The 21,225-nt window shown below is 56.3% G+C and carries 17 protein-coding genes; 7 read left to right on the top strand and 10 right to left on the bottom strand.

Translation table 11 applies throughout. The annotated features are described in order from the left end of the window. Window positions 1–25: 25 nt before the first annotated feature. The 4 genes from EMQ_RS05945 to EMQ_RS05930 all read left to right on the top strand — a co-directional run bounded on the left by EMQ_RS05945 (window position 26) and on the right by EMQ_RS05930 (window position 3,139). Complete coding sequence (locus tag EMQ_RS05945) at window positions 26–892, top strand: Cof-type HAD-IIB family hydrolase (RefSeq protein ID WP_018308313.1); 867 nt, start codon at window positions 26–28, stop codon at window positions 890–892. Window positions 893–1,056: 164 nt separating this feature from the next. Then, window positions 1,057–1,812, top strand: a complete 756-nt coding sequence (gene pgl, locus EMQ_RS05940; RefSeq protein WP_010667288.1) for a 6-phosphogluconolactonase — start codon at window positions 1,057–1,059, stop codon at window positions 1,810–1,812. Then, window positions 1,809–2,498, top strand: coding sequence for a ribose-5-phosphate isomerase RpiA (gene rpiA, locus EMQ_RS05935; RefSeq protein ID WP_010667289.1), 690 nt, complete (start codon window positions 1,809–1,811; stop codon window positions 2,496–2,498). Before pgl ends, rpiA begins: the two co-directional genes overlap by 4 nt. A gap of 95 nt (window positions 2,499–2,593) precedes the next feature. Then, the gene (locus EMQ_RS05930; protein ID WP_010667290.1) at window positions 2,594–3,139 is read left to right on the top strand and encodes a gluconokinase; all 546 of its coding nucleotides are present in this window, start codon (window positions 2,594–2,596) and stop codon (window positions 3,137–3,139) included. Window positions 3,140–3,530: 391 nt separating this feature from the next. On the opposite strand, the gene EMQ_RS05925 is transcribed toward EMQ_RS05930, so the two are convergent. The 8 genes from EMQ_RS05925 to EMQ_RS05890 form a co-directional block, all read right to left on the bottom strand. Continuing rightward, entirely contained in the window at window positions 3,531–5,261 is a 1,731-nt protein-coding gene (locus EMQ_RS05925) for a tetratricopeptide repeat protein (protein ID WP_018308315.1), read from the bottom strand. Between the two features lie 81 nt (window positions 5,262–5,342). After that, window positions 5,343–6,560 carry an S-methyl-5-thioribose kinase gene (mtnK, locus tag EMQ_RS05920; RefSeq protein WP_018308316.1) on the bottom strand — a complete coding sequence of 406 codons (1,218 nt, stop codon included), beginning with the start codon at window positions 6,558–6,560 and terminating at the stop codon, window positions 5,343–5,345. A gap of 224 nt (window positions 6,561–6,784) precedes the next feature. Next, window positions 6,785–9,142, bottom strand: a complete 2,358-nt coding sequence (locus tag EMQ_RS05915; RefSeq protein ID WP_018308317.1) for an EAL domain-containing protein — start codon at window positions 9,140–9,142, stop codon at window positions 6,785–6,787. A 199-nt stretch (window positions 9,143–9,341) separates the two neighbouring features. Continuing rightward, a complete protein-coding gene (locus tag EMQ_RS05910) occupies window positions 9,342–10,277 on the bottom strand; it encodes an FAD-binding protein (protein ID WP_010667955.1) in 936 nt (311 codons plus the stop codon). Window positions 10,278–10,279: 2 nt separating this feature from the next. Further along, entirely contained in the window at window positions 10,280–11,029 is a 750-nt protein-coding gene (locus EMQ_RS05905; protein WP_018308318.1) for an electron transfer flavoprotein subunit beta/FixA family protein, read from the bottom strand. 116 nt (window positions 11,030–11,145) lie between these two features. Then, window positions 11,146–12,777, bottom strand: coding sequence for an electron transfer flavoprotein-ubiquinone oxidoreductase (locus tag EMQ_RS05900; protein ID WP_010668561.1), 1,632 nt, complete (start codon window positions 12,775–12,777; stop codon window positions 11,146–11,148). Window positions 12,778–13,020: 243 nt separating this feature from the next. Continuing rightward, the gene (locus tag EMQ_RS05895) at window positions 13,021–13,716 is read right to left on the bottom strand and encodes a hypothetical protein (protein ID WP_010668560.1); all 696 of its coding nucleotides are present in this window, start codon (window positions 13,714–13,716) and stop codon (window positions 13,021–13,023) included. Between the two features lie 126 nt (window positions 13,717–13,842). Next, entirely contained in the window at window positions 13,843–15,075 is a 1,233-nt protein-coding gene (locus EMQ_RS05890) for a multidrug effflux MFS transporter (RefSeq protein WP_018308319.1), read from the bottom strand. A 354-nt stretch (window positions 15,076–15,429) separates the two neighbouring features. On the opposite strand from EMQ_RS05890, the gene EMQ_RS05885 reads away from it, so the two are divergent. The 3 genes from EMQ_RS05885 to EMQ_RS05875 are packed head-to-tail and all read left to right on the top strand — an operon-like array spanning window position 15,430 to window position 19,087. After that, window positions 15,430–16,074: a sorbitol dehydrogenase family protein gene (locus EMQ_RS05885; RefSeq protein WP_231367983.1), complete on the top strand. Its 645-nt coding sequence runs from the start codon at window positions 15,430–15,432 to the stop codon at window positions 16,072–16,074. Between the two features lie 21 nt (window positions 16,075–16,095). Continuing rightward, entirely contained in the window at window positions 16,096–17,730 is a 1,635-nt protein-coding gene (locus tag EMQ_RS05880) for a GMC family oxidoreductase (RefSeq protein WP_010667814.1), read from the top strand. Next, window positions 17,723–19,087 (top strand): cytochrome c, encoded by a 1,365-nt coding sequence (locus EMQ_RS05875; protein ID WP_010667815.1) that lies wholly within the window; start codon window positions 17,723–17,725, stop codon window positions 19,085–19,087. Before EMQ_RS05880 ends, EMQ_RS05875 begins: the two co-directional genes overlap by 8 nt. Before the next feature lie 223 nt (window positions 19,088–19,310). Here the strand turns inward: EMQ_RS05875 and EMQ_RS05870 are convergent, their stop codons facing one another. Further along, on the bottom strand, window positions 19,311–20,645 hold the full coding sequence (locus tag EMQ_RS05870) for a hypothetical protein (RefSeq protein ID WP_018308320.1): 1,335 nt from the start codon (window positions 20,643–20,645) through the stop codon (window positions 19,311–19,313). Window positions 20,646–20,810: 165 nt separating this feature from the next. Beyond that, window positions 20,811–21,125: a hypothetical protein gene (locus EMQ_RS05865; protein ID WP_010669362.1), complete on the bottom strand. Its 315-nt coding sequence runs from the start codon at window positions 21,123–21,125 to the stop codon at window positions 20,811–20,813. Window positions 21,126–21,225 lie beyond the last annotated feature (100 nt).

The raw sequence follows: 21,225 nt of genomic DNA, 5'->3' as shown, positions 1-21,225 counted from the left end.
CTGTCTGCGACGCTGGGAGTATGCTGTGAAAGTTGATGATATCGCCAGACATGATGCGAAGCCTGCGCCGACGGATCACGTCCGTCTCGTGGTGACGGACATGGACGGCACGCTTCTGACACCGGAGAAACAGGTTGCGCGGAGCAGTGTCGAGATGATCGACAGGCTCCGCGCTGCCGGTGTGGCGGTATGCCTTGTCAGCAGTCGTGCACCTGTGGGGATCGAGCGGTATCATCAGGCATTGAATCTCAACACACCGTACGCCGCCATGAATGGCGCTGTCGTGCGGGATGGTCAGGGTAAAACCCTGTCCACGCTCACCCTGCCCGTTGAGGCGGTGAAGGCGACCATCGACATGCTGGACGTCCATGAAGTCGATGGCTGGCTGTTCTGTGGTTCCGACTGGATCGTCAAGGACGAGACGGCGGGCTATGTGCCTCATGAGCAGAAAGTGCTTGGTCTTGCTCCGATCGTGACCAAAGACTTCGGTCCTTGGGAGGATAAGGTCGGCAAGATTACTGGCTCCAGCGCGGATTATGACCTTCTGGGGCGTCTTGAAGGTGAGATTGGTCAGATGCTGGAAGGACAGGCCAGTGTCGCGTGTTCGGCTCAGTATTATCTGGATATCACGCCGCTCAATGCCAATAAGGGTTACGCTCTGTGTGAAATTGGACGGCAGCTGGGTGTCGAGCCGCATGAGATTGCCTGCCTCGGTGACATGCAGAACGATGTGCCGATGTTTGACATCGTCGGTCTGTCGATCGCCATGGGCAATGCGACGGCGGAGGTCGCCTCACATGCGCATTTCACGACGGATACGAATGACAACGAAGGCTGGGCGAAAGCGGTTGAGCGGTGGATCCTTCCACGGGTCGGCGGTAACGCTTCCTGAGAAAGGGGATAACGGCGTTCTTCTGCTTCCCTGATTCTGGCGTCGGAAACAGGCTGGTAGTTCCCGGCGTTGTCTCCGGTTTCCGGATGGATTAAATCCGCCTCGCGGCGACTATGGAGTTTCGGCAGAAGCGTCATGGTGAGTGTGTGTTGGGAACGAGGCTGATGGCTGGACATGATGTGATGACGGCACAGGAAGTCGTGCTGGAAACCTCCGATGCCGTGGCGCAGTATGTGGCTGATTTCCTTCTGGAAAAAGCTTGTGCTGCACAGGGTGTGTTTCGTATCGCGCTTTCCGGTGGCTCTACTCCGCGCAAACTTTACGCGCTCATGGCGAAAGCCGGTTATGCCGAGCGGTTTCCCTGGAATCGGACAGAGTTCTTTTACGGGGACGACCGTTTCGTCCCGGCTGACTCTCCTGACAGCAACCGCGGTATGGTGCAGTCGATCCTGTTCGACCATGTTCCTGTCCCGGCGAAGAACATCCATCCAATGCCGGATAGCGGCGAACCGGACGACGCCGCTCGCGCGTATCAAGCGGATCTTCAACAGGCTTACGGTGCAGACACGCTCATTGCTGGCAAACCGCTCTTTGATGTGGTGCTGCTCGGTTTGGGTGAGAACGGTCATACAGCCTCTCTCTTTCCACGACAGCCGGTTCTGGAAGAGAAGACACGGTGGGTTGCGTCCTGCGTGCCGGACGATGCGCCCCATACGCGGCTGACACTGACCTATCCGGCGATTGCGTCCAGTCAGCATGTGCTGTTTCTCGTGACGGGAACATCCAAGGCGGACGTGCTTCGTGGGGTTCGTGCAGGAGACCCGGCTGAGCCAGCCAGCCATATCCGCTCGGATGGTGAGATTGTGTGGATTATCGACAAGGGCGCTGCAGGGCAGGCCGAGGGGAAAACGGGACGATGAGCGCGAGCGAATACAAGCGTCAGGCGGCAGAATTTGCGGCTGAAATGGTGGAAGACGGCATGGTCGTTGGTCTGGGCACTGGCAGCACGGCGGCTTTTGTCGTGGAAGCGCTGGGACGTCGGCACAAGGAAGGGCTGCGTTTCGTGGCGATCCCGACTTCCGTGGCGACCGAAAAGCAGGCGCTGGGACTGGGCATCCATCTTACGACGTTTGGGGAACATGCACGGGTCAATCTGACCATTGATGGCGCTGATGAAATCCAGCGTGGCACACTCAATCTTATCAAGGGTCTCGGCGGCGCGCTTCTGCGTGAAAAGATTGTCGCGGCTTCATCCGACCGTCTGGTGATCGTGGCGGATGACACGAAGCTGGTCGATCATCTGGGCATGAAAACACTTCTGCCCGTGGAAGTGACGTCGTTCGGGTGGGAAGCGACTGCACGTCAGATTGAACGACTGGGCGGGCAGGCTTCACCGCGTCGCAATCGGGACGGTGCCTTCTTTGTCAGTGACGGCGGTAACCTGATTCTTGATTGCCGTTTTCCTGTGATTTCCGATGCCAAACGACTTGAACAGGAGATTCGCTCAATTGTCGGTGTGGTGGAGAGTGGTCTGTTTGTTGGAATGGCGACGGACGCTATTGTTGCCGGCGGAGAAGGGATTGCGCATCTGACTGTTGGTGCGTGAACCCGTTTTGACGTTGTAAAAATGGATGAGTGACGTCCGATTTCCTTGTCCGTGATATTTCTGAGCTGCAACTGTAATGCTGGGGAGTGCAGGCTATGACGCAGTCATGTCCAAACGGCGTCATGCCTCGTCTGGTGGTCGTCATGGGTGTCTCCGGCAGCGGCAAGACTTTGGTGGCGGAAGGTCTCTGTTCCCAGCTTGGGTGGCCTTTTCAGGAGGGAGATGATCTGCATCCTCCACACAACATCGCCAAGATGTCGTCAGGCGAGCCTCTTACTGATGAAGATCGGCTGCCCTGGCTGGAAAAGTGCCGGGAATGGCTTGCTGCACGTGCAAAAGATGGCAGGGGAGGGATTCTCGCCTGTTCGGCACTCAAGGGGTTTTATCGTGACATTCTGAGACAGAATGGAATGGATGTCACATTCCTCTTTCTCAGGGTGCCCCGCGACGAACTTGAACGTCGCCTTAAAGGTCGCAAGAGGCATTTCATGCCCGTTACTCTGCTGGACAGTCAGTTGGAGACATTGGAAGCGCCGTCTGGGCAGGAACATATTCTTGTGCTGGATGCCGTGGATCAGCCAGCTGAGGTGATTGCCAAAGCGATTGACCTTCTCTGCGAGGATCAGGAAAACCGTCGCTGACTGTTATTTCCGGCAAATGGCGACAACGGTGTGTTCACACTTGTTCTGACATCTGGCATGCTGACCCTGCCAGTGCAACCAGCTACCGCAGGATACGCATTTCAATCCGTTTCCAAGAGAAAACGATACTGTTCGAGTGAAGGTTTTTGCCTTCTCTTCCTGTCCACCGCAGTAACCCATGAATGTCCTCGAGAGATGGTGTTGTCGCTGGGAAGTATTTGTGGGTATTGGTTAATTATATATTTATATTCTGAGTATTTGCATGTTTTAAGAATGATGATGTGTGTACGTTGGATGGATTGCACAGCAATATTTGTTCGGGAGAGGATAAAATAGATTGATGTCACTGGGCGATATTTCGTCCGTCAGACACAACCTGTTGCGTAAAGCATTACGATACCGCAGCCAATGTATCTGGCATGTAAGCTTTCAGCTCCTCTTTCAGCACGTTGACGAGACCGGCCCAGTCTCCCGGTCTGGGCTGACGGAAAATCTTCATGGTGGGATACCAGGGCGTATCGCTACGCTGTTCCAGCCAGCGCCAACAGCCGTCAAAGCGGGACATCATCCACACTGGCAGACCGAGGCCACCCGCAAGATGCGCAATTGATGTGTCCACGCAAATCAGGAGATCAATGCCAAGAAGCCGGGCGGCCGTGTCGGCAAAATCCCTGATATCGTGGGTGCCATCATGAATGGGTAGGGCTGCTTCCGCGATTTGTTCAGCACCGTTCATCTGGAAGCTGACAAAAACCGTATCAGGCACTTCAAACAGAGGCGCGAGTTCGGTGAGCGGCATGGAGCGCCTCTGGTCGATAGCATGGGCTTCGACATGCGATGGACGGGGAGCGCCCGACCAGACAAGCCCGACGACACGCCGGGCGGGGCGCTTGCCTGCCCACATGAGACGCCGGATGGGACCGCCCTGTCGCGAGGCCTCTTCCGGCGGAACAGAAAAGTAAGGGGCAGAGGGAATGGTTTCCTGCGTAAGCCCTATGCGATGCGGCAGACTGGCAAGCGGACAGTGATAGTCGAAATGTGCGTTGGCTGGCAGGTCCGTCACACTATGGCTTACACCGACAACTGTCGTGAAAAGCCTCTGCAAAGGCGGAGGCGCCAGAACGGTTACGATAGCGCCCTGTGCTGCAAGTTGCGGTGCAAAACGGATGAATTGAAGCGAATCTCCAAAACCCTGTTCTGCATGAAGCAGGATGTGACATCCCTTAAGAGATTCTCCCTGCCATAATGGGGCCGGGAGGTTGGATGGAAGCGTTTGTGAGGTTTTCCATCTGCTTTCGTAATCAGCCCATCCTTCCTTGAAGCGTCCGAGCTTGAGCAGACTGACTCCGCGGGAAAAACGGGTTTTGGAACAGTCACGTCCTGTCGCCAGCGCCTCATCAAATACGGCGAGAGCTTCGGCTGAACGATTCAGATTGAAAAGAAGATGACCCCGGTTGTGGATGGCTTCCGGATTGTCCGGCTGAAGGGCAAGAGCTTTTTCAATTGTCGTCAGGGCTTCTTCAAGCCTTCCGGCATGTTCAAGAGCGACACTGAAATCGACAAGATAATTTGGATCGTCCGGATGGGTTGCCAGAGCCTGCTCAAGATAATGGAGCGCTCCGATGGTTTCCCCTTTTTCTACTAATGCACGGCCGAGGCGGTGTTGAAGGGCCGCTTCATTGGGGAGTGTCGTCAAAGCCTGCCTGTAGAAACGGATGGCGCGATCTGTTTCCCTGATGCCTTCAAATGCGATGCCTGCCATAAAATAGGCGGTGCCGGTCTGAGGCATCCACAGGGCAGCTCGCTCAAGAGTTTCCTGCTGCTCCTGAAGGCGGCCGAGTTTTTTTAAACAGTCTGCTTGCAGAAGGTAGAAAATGAAATGGTTGGTCAGGCGGGCGCTGCGGGCAAGAGGTGCCAACGCGCATGCCGGACGACCAAGCAGTAACTCAGCGCGCCCCAGAAGAGCCAGAACAGCCGGTTCGCGTGGAAAACGCGCCAGATGTGTCAGGGCAGTTCTTCTCACTCCTGCCATATCGCCCAGTTTCTCGAATACGCGCGCTTCAGCAAGGCAGGTCGCGAGTTCCTGAGACATCGCTGGCATAGGGGCATCGAGAGCGGGCATGGCAGACTCCTTTTATGAGTCTTCTCTTACCGAAAGCTGGTTAAAAGCCTGTTGCGACAGGAGAGATTGCCCTGCCTTTCTTCAGAGGGCTGTCTTTCCATGCGGGAAAAGGTTTTCTGGAGCTGTCTTCAAATCGGAAAGAAGCTGTATTGCAAAAGAAAGAGCCTGATATTGCTTCTGACCTTTTTCTGTTTCCGGCAGATTGTCGAAATGGGAAGTATGAGCATATCCGGTCAGCCTGCGAATGATTTCCATAGCTGCAAACCCGGCCGTATCGGTGGTGATGCGATCACATTCTTCTTGTTGCTGACGTTGAATTTCAGCAGCATCATCGCGAGTTAGAAAAGCCGGAGCGAGGTCGGTTTTTGCGTCACTGTGAAGCCATTCGTCACAGTAAGCCTTGAGAAAACTTTGATGGAAGATGGGGGCTGCCTGACGGATCTGGTTGCGTCGTGCTTCGGTCGGGGCGGCAAAAGAAGCGAGTATCAGACTGGCGACAAACATACCGCAATCAAAGCCGATCGGTCCGATGCAGGAAAACTCACCATCAATCACGGACGCACCGTTGCGGTCGACCATGACGGAGCCACTGTGCAGATCGCCATGAAGCAGAGCCTCACGGGCCGTGAAAAACTGCGACTGCATGTGACAGACCGAGCGATGGATGGCTGGATCGATATGAAGCTGATTCACCAGTGGTTTTAGCGCTGGGTGATAATGGTTTCGAGGGTGATCGTGATAGGGATCTGTCAGCACCAGATCGACTGTAATACGGGTCAGGGTTGTATTGCCCGAGAAAAACCCTTCGAGACGCGCCATATTCTCAAATGGCCCACCGCGCCATGAGGTATGAAAAGTAGTTTGAGCAACAAAACGACCGATCTGGCTGGCGACTGGGGCCGGATCCATACCTTTCGCAAGAGCCTCGGTGAAAGTGACGTGATCATCGAGACAGGCTGTCACCAGAAGGAAAAGCTGAGGATCAAAATGAAGGAATTCAGGAACCATGTCAGGCACCAGCGGTGCAACGGCCTGTAGCCATCCGGCTTCGAAAGTCGTTCGGTCAAGGGGCATTTTCCATGAAGGATCGACCCTCACATGGGGGAGGGACTGTTTGGCGCAGAGAGAACCAGAAGGACCGTGGACAAGCCAGACACTATTGAGATTGCCATCGCTGACTTCACGAATGTTCCAGTCGGAAGGAGCGCCACCAAGACGAATTGCCAGAGAGGGTAGATCCGACAGAACCTGTCGGAGGCTATCAGGATTCAGGGGATGATACTGTGTATCTTGGATCAATGAAGTATACTCTGGCCTGAGTGACGAGTGCTGGTCAGAGCATACTACTCAAAGGTGCGGTTCTGTCGAACGTTCGTAATTTCGGCAGAGTAGGCACTTTCGTTAAGTGTCGTACCTGGAGGCGTTCTTTTTCTGTTTTCATCCTAAACAGGCTTGGTTCTCATGTGCCAGTTTCCGCAGAGGATAGCCATCGTTCTTCATGTCAAGGAGTGATTGAAGACCCTTTACGCAGCTACGGAGGATTCCAGCACTTCAGTCCTGGGACGCTCGGCAATGGTCTGGCTTGGCCTGCCTATGAAATATCCCTGAACCAGCGAACATGACCGTTCTTCCAGATAGGCCAGTTGCTCGGCAGTCTCGATTCCTTCGGCAACGATATCGACCCCCAGACCATGACCGAGAGACAGGATCGCGTCCACGATAGCAGCTGAATGAGGCTGATTCAGCATGTCCCAGATAAAGGAACGGTCGATCTTCACCTTGTCGAACTGAAAATCCCGCAGATAGCTGAGACTTGAATATCCCGTTCCAAAGTCATCCATGACGATACCGACACCAAGAGTGCGAAGCGCTTTCAGGACTTCAATATTCTGTTTCCCCTGAAGAAAGGTGTTTTCGGTAATTTCGATGCTGAGTCGTTTCGCTTCGAGCCCGGCATCGTCAAGTGCGGCCTTGATGACGTTCGGCAGATCGGATGTCGTAAACTGGATAGGGGAAACATTGACCGATACATTCAGTCCGTTTTCCCATCCGGCTGCATCACGACAGGCCTTGCGCACGACCCAGGCGCCAAGCTGGGCGATCAGTCCGCAATCTTCCGCAATCCCGATGAACTGATCAGGCGGAACCCGGCCACGTTCAGGATGCTGCCAGCGAAGCAGTGCTTCATATCCGACCAGCCTGCGGTCAAGGGTCGACATGATTGGCTGATATTCGAGAAAGAATTCATTTCGTTCAAGGCCAAGCTGTATTTCACGCTCAAGACGAATGCGATTCTGTATAGAACTGTCAAAAGATCTATCATATTCACGCACATTCCCGCGCCCGGACTGTTTGGCCGCCAGAAGAGCGATGCCTGAACAATGCAGAAGCTGCCCACCATCCTGCATGTCGTCGTCAGATACGGCGAAACCGACGCTCACGGAAACCGGCAGCTCGTCATGTCCGTCAGGCAGTGGAATTTTCAGTTCCAGGGCCAGATAGGAAGCGAAATCCGTCACATCATCCGGGCTGAGCACACAGGCCACAGCAAATTCATCTCCGGCGATACGCGCCATGATGGCGTCCTGTGGGACGAGAAGCTGGAGACGTTTTGCGATATGGGACAGAACCTTGTCGCCCATGGCATGTCCGCAGGTCTCGTTGATATTCTTGAAACGATCAATATCCACAAGAAAGACGACGACCGGATTGTTTCGGGTTTTATCCTGAAGGAGATCGGTAAGACTGGCGACAAAAAAGGAACGGTTGCCGATCCCGGTCAGCATGTCCGTGATGGCAAGCTCCTTGATCGTAGCTTCAGTTTCCTTGCGTGCACGAAGATCGATAATCGCAAGAATGGTTCGCGGTTTGCCGCGCCAGGAACTTTCGCGGGCATAGACTTCAACGGGAATACGTTCTCCATCGTGCCGGATCATCTGGATTTCACGGGGAGTCTCTTTCTTGATCAGCTTCTGAACAATCTCTTCGGTTGCCAGAACCGGGAAAAAGTTCTTCAGATGATAGGTCGCGTTGGATCTTGTTCCTGCAAGGTTCCAGAATGCGCTGTTGGCATCAAGCACAACGCTTCCGGTTGTGACGACAAGTCCTTCGAGGGCAGCATCGGCAAAGCTGCGTGCGCGTGTGCTGTCCTCGATTTTCCGCCTCGCCGACTGATATTCGAGCAGAAGAAAAATACAGGCCAGAGCGAAAAAAGTTGACGCGCCTGCTCCGACCGTTTCGGCAAGGGAAAGAGAAGCGATATGCTGTGGCATGTCTCCCATTGTTTCGTGGGAGAGATACGCATCGGGCATGCCCATGAAATGCAGGGAGCATATGCCAAGAACCCATGCGATCGCAGCTAGGGATCTCTTGCGCCCACGCTGCTGGCGCAGGAGAAGGGTTCCCGCATAGAAAAAGGCGAAACCGACTGTCAGGGAGAGAATAATCCAGACAGGTGGAATGGCCTCCAGTCCTGTGTCTCCCCTGGCGGCTATGCCGATATAATGCATACTCCCGACCGTTATGGTCATGAGAAGCGCTGTGCGGGGAGAGCGTGACCGGTTAGGCGTCCGGCACTCGCTCCACCATGTCGGGACAAACAGTCCCATGGCGACGAACATGGACAGGATCGTCAGCGGCACATTATAGGTCGTCGCCATACTGTTTGCGCAGCCCAGCATGGCGACGAAATGCGTGGCCCATACACCGTTTCCGGCAATGCAGGCGCTGAAAAGCAGCCTTTTCTGGTGGGAGCGGCCTTTGACCATGGCAGCGCGACAGATCATCCGCACTGCGATCAGCATGGTCAGGGTGCAGAGAATTAATGCACCAAACGCGAAGGTGAAATTGTAGCCAGTAAATTCTGGAAGATTCTCAGACATGACGCCGGGCTGATCCTGTGGAACTGCCGTCAGTGTGCCTTGTCGAAGTCAATCACCCGTTAACAAGTTGTCCTGATTCTGGACAGGGACAGTCGGTTTGTATCGACTGTTTCCCTTGCTCGGGTTCATGCGCCCCTAAAAAAAGCCCCACCGGACAAAGTGTGGGGCTTTCATAAAATATCAGGAAATTGACCGGCTCTCAGAGAGCCTTGGCCAGTTCCGGCACGACCTCGAACAGGTCGCCAACAAGGGCGTAGTCCGCAACCTGAAGCATTGGAGCCTCAGCATCCTTGTTGATCGCCACGATCACCTTGCTGTCCTTCATACCGGCGAGATGCTGGATCGCACCGGAAATACCGACAGCAATATACAGCTCAGGAGCGACGATCTTGCCGGTCTGACCGACCTGACAGTCGTTCTCGGCGTAACCGGAATCGACCGCCACGCGGGAAGCGCCAATGGCGGCTCCAAGCTTGTCGGCCAGCGGCGCGAGCACGGACTGGAAGTTCTCGGCGCTGCCCAGACCACGACCACCGGAAACGATCACGCGAGCCGACTCGAGTTCCGGACGGTCGCTGGTCGGTGTGTGCTCGGAAACGAAGCGGGAAACCGTGTCCTGAACCGTTACGTTGACCGCATCGACAGAAGCGGAACCACCCTCAGCCGGAGCCGGATCGAAGTTGGTCGCACGGATAGTCAGAACTTTCTTCGCATCCGAGGACTTCACCGTCGCCAGCGCGTTGCCCGCATAGATCGGACGAACGAACGTATCGGCATCGACGATAGCCATCACGTCAGGGATCGGCTGAACGTCGAGCAGTGCTGCTGCGCGGGGCAGGACGTTTTTGCCGACAGCCGTGGAAGCGGCGACGATGTGGCTGTAATCGCCTGCCAGCGAGACGATCAGGTCGGCCACAGGCTCGGCCAGTTCATGGGCCAGCACGTCGGCACCGGCCTTCAGCACCTTGGCCACGCCCGGCACCTTGGCGGCGAGAGCGGCTGCCGCTTCGGCGTCGGCTGCATTGCCTACGACCAGAGCGTGGACATCGCCCAGCTTGGTGGCAGCGGTAATGGCGGAACGGGAAGCCTGACGGATCTGACCGGCTTCGGTCTCGACAAGAACAAGAACGGTCATGATCAGATCACCTTCGCTTCGTTGCGCAGTTTCTCGACCAGTTCGGCCACGGAGCCGACCTTGATGCCAGCCTTGCGGGTCGGCGGCTCAGCCACGGAAACCGTCGTCAGGCGACGGGTCATGTCCACGCCAAGGTCCGCAGCCTGAATCGTCTCAAGCGGCTTCTTCTTGGCCTTCATGATGTTCGGCAGGGAAGCATAACGCGGCTCGTTGAGACGCAGGTCCGCCGTGACGATGGCCGGAACGGCGAGCGACACTGTCTCGGTGCCGCCATCGACTTCACGGGTGACTTCCGCACGACCATCCACGATTTCGACCTTGCTGGCGAAGGTGCCCTGACCCCAGCCGAGCAGACCGGCGAGCATCTGGCCCGTCGCATTCATGTCGTCGTCGATGGCCTGCTTGCCAAGGAAGACGAGGTCCGGCTTCTCTTTCTCGACGATCGCCTTCAGCACCTTGGCGACAGCCAGAGGCTCCGGGCTTTCTTCCGAGAGAACGAGAATGGAGCGGTCGGCACCCATCGCCATGGCCGTACGCAACGTATCCTGTGCCTGCTGGACACCGATAGACACGGCGATCACCTCGGTCGCAGAGCCTTTTTCACGCAGACGGACGGCCTCTTCGACGGCAATTTCGTCAAAGGGATTCATCGACATCTTCAGGCCAGCCGTCTCAACGCCGGTGCCGTCCGATTTGACGAGAACCTTGATGTTGTAATCAACAACCCGCTTTACCGGGACAAGTATCTTCATCGTCTCTCTCGCATACTACCCGCAGATGGTGGCGCGCGCGGACGTGGGCGCAGGAACCACGCCCGGCGATCGGGCCACCGGAATTGACGGCTGCCTTAACGTACTATCGACAAAAATCACATACCCGCAGGGTAATTCGGACCACCGGCTCCTTCTGGTGTGCACCAGTCGATATTCTGCGTCGGGTCCTTGATGTCGCAGGTCTTGCAGTGGACACAATTCTGGGAGTTGATCACCAGCCGCGCTTCAGTATCCGTATCCACCGCTTCATAGACCGCCGCCGGGCAGTAACGGCTTTCAGGTGAGCGGAACACGTCCCAGTTCACCGTCTTCCACAAGCCCATGTTGCGGACCTTGAGGTGAACCGGCTGGTCTTCCTCATGGTTGGTGTTCGACAGAAACACCGAGGAAAGCTTGTCGAAGGTGATCTTGTTGTCCGGCTTCGGATAGGCGATCGGCGTGCAGAGAGAGGCAGGCTTCAGCGTCTCGTTATCCGCATGTTTGAAATGCAGGGTCCACGGGGCTTTGCCGCGCAGAACCATGGCGTCGAACCCGGCATAAAGCGCGCCCAGCTTGGAGCCCCAGCGGGCGAAGGCCGGACGGACATTGCGGGCGGATTTCAGCTCGTCATACAGCCAGGACTGACGGACAAGGCTCGTATAGGCGGCTGGTTCAACCCGGTCGGCCTTCATCGCGTCGATAACGGCTTCTGCGGCCAGCATGCCGGACTTCATCGCCGTATGCGTGCCCTTGATTTTTGGCGTGTTAAGGAAACCAGCCGAATCGCCAAGCAGCGCGCCACCGGGGAAGGTGAGGCGCGGGATCGACTGGAGACCGCCTTCGGACAGGGCGCGTGCGCCATAGATCAGACGTCGGCCACCTTCGAAATGCTTGCGGAAGACCGGATGCAACTTCGTGCGCTGCATCTCGTCGAACGGCGATAGCCACGTATTCTCATAATCGAGACCCGTGACGAAGCCATAGGAGACAAGGTTCTCGCCAAAATGGTAGAGCCATGCGCCGCCATAGGTCTTGTCATCGAGTGGCCAGCCGAAGCTGTGCACGACCAGACCGGGACGGTGGTTCTCGGCGGGGATTTCCCACACTTCCTTGATGCCAAGTCCGTAGGTCTGCGGATCGACGCCTTTGCGCAGGTTGTAGTGTTCCATCACCTGCTTGGTGAGGGAGCCACGGCAGCCTTCCGCGAACAGCGTGTATTTCGCGCGCAGTTCCATGCCCGGCTGGTAGTTCGGGCCTTTCTCGCCGTCACGGGTGATGCCCATGTCGCCGGTCGCCACGCCCACCACGCGGTTTTTCTCGATCAGCACTTCCGCGCCAGCAAAGCCCGGATAGATCTCGACGCCGAGCGCTTCCGCCTGCTCGGCCAGCCAGCGGCAGACATCGCCGAGGCTGACGACATAGTTCCCGTGATTGGCGAGGTGCGGCATCACGCGGTCGAGCGCCGGAATTTTGAAGCCCTTTTTCTCGGTGAGGAAATACATCTCCTCCTCGGTCACCGGGGTCTTCAGGGGAGCGCCGCGTTCCAGCCAGTCGGGGAACAGTTCCTCAAGAGCGCGCGGCTCGATCACCGCACCGGAGACGATATGCGCACCGATCTCGCTGCCTTTCTCGATCAGGCAGACATTGGCTTCGGGGTTAAGCTGACGCAGGCGGATGGCTGCCGCCAGACCCGCCGGGCCGCCACCCACGATGACGACATCAAATTCCATCGCCTCGCGTTCGCTCATCGGTCCTCGTTCCTCATCGTAAAATGCCATGGGCAAGAAGGCGGAATGGCGCTTTCTCGCGGGCTGTCTATGAATTGAAGTGTCCGGGTAAGGTGTTCGTCCCGGTTTGCCAAGGCTGTTTATCTTTCTGAAAGGCCTGAATGAGGGCGTTTCAGAAGCAACTGTGGCAGAAAAACTGTCGACTCACTGATGTCTGGTGTCAGGTCAGAAAGTCTCGCGCTTCATTGGTCAGGCGACATCACCTCACTGCGCCGGGCCGAAAGCCAGTTCCTGCGTTGCGCGCCACGTTGAATCAACGAAATTGACGATCAGACCTCGTCGCAGGCCGTTGATGGGTCGTTTCTGGAAGCCATGCCAGGTGTCGTCGCCCGGCACGAACAGGGTGCCGGTATTGAAGCGGCCACTGCTGCGGACAACGGTTTTTCCCTCCGCGTTCATCAGGTCCGTGCCCCACTGCTCGGCGTCATCATGGGTGGACAGCGGAATGAGCAGCGTCAGTTTCTTCGCGCCGATGTCGGTATGCGGCTCCAGCCAGAAGCCGTCCGTATCGAGACTGAGTTCAAGTCGAAGCGCCGTATGATCGAGTTTCGTGCCGCAGAGCGCTTCCACGGCGGAGCGTCCTTCCGGGCTGTCGAACATATGGGCCAGCACATCCAGTCGCGCATCCCGCGCCCGGGCTTCCGGTTCTACGAAAACACGGGAGCCGTTGCGCGTCTCACGGCGACCGCCGGTATCGCCTGCAACAGCATTATCTTCCGGTTCCCACGCCACGAGAGCCTCGCACGCTTCCTGCGGCAGAATGTTGGACAGCGTCCAGTGCCGGAACGGCGTGGCCGAACACTCTGCCGTGTTGAGAGAGTTACGCAGGCCCGCGATGGCGGCCTCACAGGCTGTGCGGTCTGAAGCCAATACCGATGTCCGTGTGCTGTGTGTCATCATCATCCTTTTCGCGCGCGGCGGAAGAGTGGCCGGCGCGATCAGACCCTGTAACGCGACAGCGGGAGAGGCGTTCGCGACAAGGGATGATCTGTCTAGCAAAAAGGTGAGGGGATGGCGAGCGAGACGTCAGGTTTCGGCGCAGCGGAAAACGCGGAAGATGTTGGCGATCACCATCATGGCCGGACCGATTGCCATCAAGCAGGCCGTCGGGATGATCGAATCCGTCGGCATGTAGCCCATCATCAGGCCGCTGACGGCGCCGATGCTGAACTGCATCGTGCCCAGCAGTGCGGAGGCGCTTCCCGCATGAGCGCCGTGATGATGGAAAGCGAGCACTGTTGCGTTCGCGCCAATAAACCCGAGCGAGCCGGTCATGAACATGATCATCATGACGACGAAGACGGGTGTCTGGGCCGTGATGATATGTGTTGTGGTCAGCAGCACGTTCATGACCCCGGCGAAGGCGCACCAGCCAATGCCGAACTGCATGAGCGTTTCAAGGCGCACGCGATGCACCAGCCTGCCGCTGATCTGGGTGCAGAGGATAAAGATGGCGGCGTTGACGCCGAAGAAAATGGCGAAGTTACGTGGAGAAAATCCCATCAGGTGCTCGAACACCACGGGCGCGCCGCCGAGATAGGCGAACATCACAAAGGTCGAGGCGCTGGCGATAAGCGCGTTCAGAAAGAAGTGCGGCTCTCGGACAATCATCGCATAGCGCGTGAGAATCGTGCTGACGGGCAGGCGCAGACGGCGTGCGAGGGGCAGGGTCTCCGGCAATACAAACCAGACGCCCGCAATGGCCGCCACACCGTAAAGCGCCGCCACCCAGAACATCCAGCGCCATGTCGCGATTTCCAGAATAATCCCGCCGATGGAAGGGGCCAGGATCGGCATGACGCCAAAGACGAGGGTCAGCTGGGTCATGATATGCGCCCCGGCTCTGCCAGTTGCGATATCGCGGATCATGGCGCGGGGGATGACGGCTCCGCCAGAACCGCCGAGGGCGGCGAAAAAGCGGAACAGGCAGAACAGCCGGTAGTCGGACGTCATCGCACAGCCGATCGAGGCCAGCGTGTAGAGTGCGAGCCCCGCGATCAATGGACCGCGGCGGCCGAAACGGTCTGACAACGGACCGCAGGAGAACTGCCCCACCGCCAGTCCGATGAACCATGTCGCAAGAGTGAACTGCGCCGAGCCGGGACCGCCCCCCAGTTCCTGATCCAGAATCGGAAAGGCGGGAAGGTACATGTCGGTGGACAGGGGGCCGAGCGCTGTAATCAGTCCCAGCAGAGCCACAAGGTAAAAGGGCAGACGCTGACTGGCCTGCATCGTCTCTACTGACATCTTGCCTGACATGTCTGGCACCCGCCCTGAAAAGGAGGAACGGCTATGCCGTCTTGAGGCAGGACTGTCCATGCGCGGAGAGTGAATGGTGGCCTGCATCTGGTGGGAGGGGCTTTTGCATCCGTCCAGCTCAGGATGATGAATGTGACGAGGTGAGGTGAAAAAGATGTTTTTGAAGCACAGAAATGTTTCACAAGATGTTTTAAGAGAATTTTCAAATAAATCTCATTCATCCAGGATGTTATTTTACAATCTTTGATGGTTGCGTGAACATAATTCACGGCCTACGACCTTATGAAATGGCAAATTCATGTTGTGCGATCTTCTGGTGGCGCAACGAATATCGACAAGGAGCTGTTCAGGAGAATGGCAGATAACTCTTCATCGCTCTGGATGGTTTCTCCCAACAGAATGCGTTTGAGCAGATTGCTGCGAATGTCGCGGCGCGATGTTCTGCTGGGCGGCATGGGAACGGTCGCAGCGGGAGGCCTTGTCTCCGCCCGGGCGGCGGAGCCGGATGCACACGGGTCGAATGTGCCGGGGCAGCCATCGCTGCTTTCGGTCAATGACCCTCTGGTGAAACAGTTTCTGGACCTGTCGCATCGCCTGACGGATCGGGATGCTCTGGATGAGTGGATCGCTGCCGCGCTCTGCACAAACATCGTGCAGTCTGATGCAAAGCGGAAAGAGCAGCTTCAGGGCATGCATGCCCTGCTTGAGGGAGGGCAGTTCGCCTCCGCGTCCGACTTTGCACGTGCTGCGGAAAAACACGATCCAGCGTTCAAGGACGTGATCCATGACATCATGGCGGGCTGGTATCGTGGCGTCGCCAACGGCAAGGTCGTGGTTTATCGCTCGGCCCTGATGTTCGATATCACCAAGGATGCCGTCTATCCGAAGACATATGCTGCTGGTGGACCGTTCTACTGGACGTCGAAACCACCTGAAGTTGACCCACCGAAAGGTCAGCCCGCTCTGTCTCCGTCGAAATTCGTCGTCGAACCGACCTGAAAACAGAAAAGTATAATCCTTATGTCTTCAGAAAATCTCTCCGCCGATGTCGTCATCGTCGGGTCCGGTGTGGCGGGCAGTTCGATCGCCAATGAACTGGTGCGTGCGGGTATTTCCGTCATCGTGCTGGAAGCAGGCCCGCGTGTAGACCGCCAGCATTTTGTGGAAAATTTCCGTAATCTGGAAAACAAGCCGTCCTATCAGGAGCCGTTCCCCTCTGTGCCTTGGGCACCCCATCCGCCCGATCAGCGCACACCCAACGAGTATCTGCACACGACTGGTCCGGACGCGGAGGCCTATCAGCAGGTCTACCTGCGGATGATCGGTGGTACGACCTGGCACTGGGCCGGATGTGCCTGGCGTTATCTGCCTTCGGATTTCGAGCTGAAAACCCGCTTTGGTCAGGGCCGTGACTGGGCTCTGAAATATGATGATCTCGAGCCGTTCTATTATCAGGCGGAAGTGATGATGGGTGTCTGCGGCCCTGATCCCGCCGTCGAGGATCTCGGTTCGCCGCGCAAACAGCCTTATCCGATGGATGCGCTGCCCATTTCCTATGCCGCGCAGCAGTTCCGCAAGCTGATCAGTGAAAAGACGCCTTGGCGCGTGGTGCATGAGCCTCAGGCCCGCAACACACGCCCTTACGATAACCGTCCGACCTGTGAAGGTCATAACAACTGCATGCCGATCTGCCCGATCGGGGCGATGTATAACGGCAGTTACTCGGTCTATGATGCCGAGGCGGCTGGCGCGAAGTTCATTCCCAACGCCGTTGTCTACAAGATCGAGCGGGATCCGGCGAACAAGCTTGTCACCGCGGTGCATTATCTCGACCCGGACAAGGGCTCCCATCGCGTCACCGGAAAATACTTCGTCATTGCGGCGCACTGCATCGAGACGGCCAAGCTCCTGCTTGTGGCGGCTGACGAAAAAAGTCCCACAGGCGTCGCCAACAGTTCCGATCAGGTTGGTCGCAACATGATGGATCACACGGGCGTTCAGGTGACCTTCATCAGCGGTGACAAGGCTTTGTGGCCGGGACGTGGTCCGCTGGAGACCAATGTGATCGACAACTTCCGCGATGGTGAGTGGCGGAAGGAGCGTGGCGCCTATCTGGTGCACATGGTGGATGACAATCAGGTCGATCTCGCGACCCAGATGGCCATCGCCAAAGGTTATGTCGGGCGTGAACTCGAAGAGCGCATCCGTTATCTGGCCGCGCACACAGTGCGCCTGTTCAGCCATAATGAGGCGCTACCCGATCCGGACAACCGTCTGACGCTCAGTAAAACCCGCAAAGATGTTCTCGGGATTCCGCATCCGGATGTTTACTACAAACTGCCGGAATATACGGTGCGCAGCTGTGAGCATACCCGCAAGGTGTTCCGTGAACTGATCGGGCTCATGCACGGCACGGATGAGCAGTGGACGCCTGGGTATTTTCCACAGGATCATCCCTCAGGCAGCACCATAATGGGCGTGGATCCGAAAGATTCCGTTGTGGACGGTCATTGTCGCACGCACGACCATGAAAACCTGTTCATCGCCAGTTCTTCCGTCTTTTCGACGGTGGGCACCGGCAACATTACCCTGACGGTTTCGGCACTGGCTCTGCGCGTCGCCGATACGCTGAAAAAAGAGCTGAACCATGCCTGATATTTTCAAGACATTCCGTTCTTTTCTGATTGCAGGCAATGTTCTTGGTGCATTGCATGCAGCACCTGTTCTGGCAGCAGATGAAAAGGCGCAGGACAGCAAGGCTGCAGCCGCTTCTCCGGCCCCTGCCGCACCGGCTGCGGACGACGAGGCTCTGCTCAAACGCGGCGCGGACGTCGCGCTTGCTGCGGACTGCATGGCCTGTCACACGACAAAGAACGGAAAGCCATTTGCTGGCGGCCTGAAGATTGCAACCCCGATGGGGAATGTCATCTCAACCAACATCACGCCGGACCCCGAACACGGCATCGGGAAATATACGGAGGTCCAGTTCGACGAAGCCGTGCGTCACGGTATCCGTGCTGATGGGGTCAATCTCTATCCGGTCATGCCTTATGTGTCCTATGCCGGAATAACCGATCAGGACATGAAGGCGCTGTATGCTTGGTTCATGCACCGCGTGCAGCCCGTTGCGAGCACGCCTCCCGAAACAGCTCTGACATTCCCTGCTAACGTGCGGTCCGCCATGAAGGTGTGGAACATGTTGGCGACGTCTGAAACACCCGAGACGGGTGACTCCATGACGTTCGACACTCTGAGGCGCGGGAAATATCTCGCCAATGCACTGGAGCATTGCGGAACCTGCCATACGCCGCGCAACTTCATGCTGGGTGAGAAGACGGATCGTTATCTTGGCGGCGCTGAGCTGGCCGGATGGTATGCGCCCAATATCACGTCCAGCAAAACAGGTGGCATCGGAGACTGGAGCGAAGACGATATCGTCTCCTATCTGAAGACCGGTCAGGCTCATGGACGCGCTCAGGCGGCCGGTTCCATGGGAGAGGTCGTCTCTTTCAGCACGAGCAAGCTGAGCGATCCGGACCTGCATGCGCTGGCTGCCTACATCAAGCAGGTTCCGGCTCTTGAGGACGATGTGGATCACAAGCCGCGTGACAGCTTTGGCCAGCCAATGAACGATCCCGACATCCGGACAGATGTTCCGAAACGGATCGATAATCTGGATCAGATGAGCGCCCTGCAGATCTTTGATGATAACTGCGCTGCCTGTCATGGGCGGAATGGCGCCGGAACAGCTGATCATTCTGTCCCGTCGCTGTTTTCCAATTCTGCGGTGGGAACAGCTCGTCCGGATAACCTGATTATGGTGATCCTGAATGGTGTTGACCGGAAAGCTGGTGATCATCATGCGTTCATGCATGGGTTCAACGACAAGTCGCAGGTCGAACGCCTGAGCGATGCGGAAATAGCCAGTCTTGTGAATTTCCTGATGGAAAAATTCGGTTCGGGCTCGGTGAATGTCACGCCTGAAAAGGTTGCGGAATTCAGGAAGCAGTGACACTCAGGGCAAATAACGCTTCGCCTTTGTGTGAGGCGTTAGCTGCGGATCACGTGTAGGGAAGTTTTGAGAGAGCTTTCTTGAGAAAGCCCCGGTAGATGTCGCCCTTTTTGAAAGGGCGACATCTGGAAGCGCTCATTGCCTCTGAAATACGTCGTTTTACGACGAAGCATGAATGAGAGCGCTTTGTCCTGACCTTATAAAAAGGTCAGGACAGTCCAGATCACGCAAACAGTGATGCAAACAGATCCTGATGGCTGCTGGCGGCAGTGTTTGTCTGCGTTGTCGCAAGGCTTGCGCCATAAGACGATGCAGAGGAAGAGCCGCCTGTCAGATCGGTCAGGATATTGCCTGCAAAGTTCAGGGCGTCCGTAAGACCTGTTCCGACGATGGAGACAACAGGCGCAAGGAAGTCAGCGGAAATCGCCGGAGCGATGTCTGCCATGACGTCCTTGATGGTGTCTGTCACCAGATCCGTCGGAAGAGCGGGCAGGCTCAGTGTTACCTTTGAAGCCGTCATATCGCTTGCTGTGAGCGTTGATCCTGCCGGAAGCTGGAGCTCGGAAGGAAGTGTCATGCTGCCGGTAATGCCAGCGTCCGCGGCTTTGGCAAGTGCAGAATAAATATTGGTGACAGCATCACCAGATTTCGTGTCCTGCTCTTCAAGACGCGTGGCGCGCAGAGCGTCAAGCTCCGTGGTGTTGGTGACATTGACTGAGCTGATGCCTGCATTCGGAGTGGCGATCCACTCACTGTTCCCGAACCAGCTCTTGCCGACATACTCATAGCCGTTGATCAGATTGGGATTGCCGGCGGCGCTCTGTCCCAGAACGTCTTCCTCAAAAGCACGCGCGATGACTTCTGCCTTCACGGTTGTCTGTACGCTTGCATCGACGATGGTGGGCACGCCAACCTGAAGAATATTCAGGAACTGATCGACTTCATTGGTGATCGAACCGGAATTGAAGGTCAGTCCGAGCTCTTCAATCGCTGTATTGCCTGTGACAACAACGGCGTTTGCGGTTGTGGCAATGAATTTATCGTACTGTTCCGGGTCTGCCATGATGGCCTGACCCACAGTCTCCGTGCCCTCGAACGGGGTGTTCCAGTAATAGAAGGAGCCGCCCCAGCCGCCGACAGTCATGCCGCCATAGGAAAGCGACGTTCCGATATCGTCCTCAAGCATCGAATTGATGCTCTGCAGTGAGCCGGTTTCTATCGTGCCGTTGATGACGGCAAGGCCGATCTTGTCAGACAGCGACTGGAAATCAACGGTTTTTCCGTCCCAGGCAGCGCCATACGCTGTGGCGGCATGGATAAAGATATTGCCGAAACTGGTGGGATCGTCACCGTTTACTGTGATGGCCTGCTGATACCAGAACTGACTTGCATCATCGAGCGTATCCGTGCCTGCTGCATTCGCGGCATCAAGAAAGGATATCATGTCCTGATAACCTTTCAGCGGATTGGCTGTGCCGTTATCCGTGTCGGTACGAAGCTTTTCGATCTGGTCTTCAGTCAGAACCAGAGGAGAGGAAGTCGACGAAGACTCCAGCATTTTTTCATCCAGAAAAAATTTCTGCGGCGCAGAATGGTTGCAGTAAAAGTAAAATAAATACTTTCATTTTACTTTGTTTGTTTTTTGATTTTTTAGGGTTGTATCCGAATCAGGATACAACCCTGTCTTTGGCGGCTGACCAGAAGCTGAATTATTACTTCAGATTCAGAAGTACTTGCTCAGAGCGCCATTGCCTGTCCACTCATTCACATAATGGTAGTCCGGGGTCAGCGTGCCGCCGAGTGTCTTGCCGACGGTATCGATGGCTTTCGAGCCTTCATAGACAACGTAATCGTTGAATTCGTGCAATGCGGCAACGACGGGACCGCCAGCATAGGTCAGGGCGACCCCGATCGGTCCAATGGCATCAAGAAAAGAGTTAACCGTGTTGGCTGCGCCGATCAGGGCATTGCCAACCAGGGAGTTCAGACCGGTTCCACCGGAAATTTCGTTCATTTCAGAAATCGTGATTTCACGCATGGTAAGATTTCTCCGTGATAAGATGCCTGCTCTTTCACAGGAAAAAGCCGCATGCGAGAAACTCAAAGGCTTCTCGTGTAGCGACAATAACTTTATCTCA

Source organism: Acetobacter aceti NBRC 14818 (genome assembly GCF_000193495.2).
Taxonomy (GTDB): Bacteria; Pseudomonadota; Alphaproteobacteria; order Acetobacterales; family Acetobacteraceae; genus Acetobacter; species Acetobacter aceti.
The sequence above is the reverse complement of the archived record's forward strand: the minus strand, read 5'-3'. Positions and strand labels throughout refer to the sequence as shown.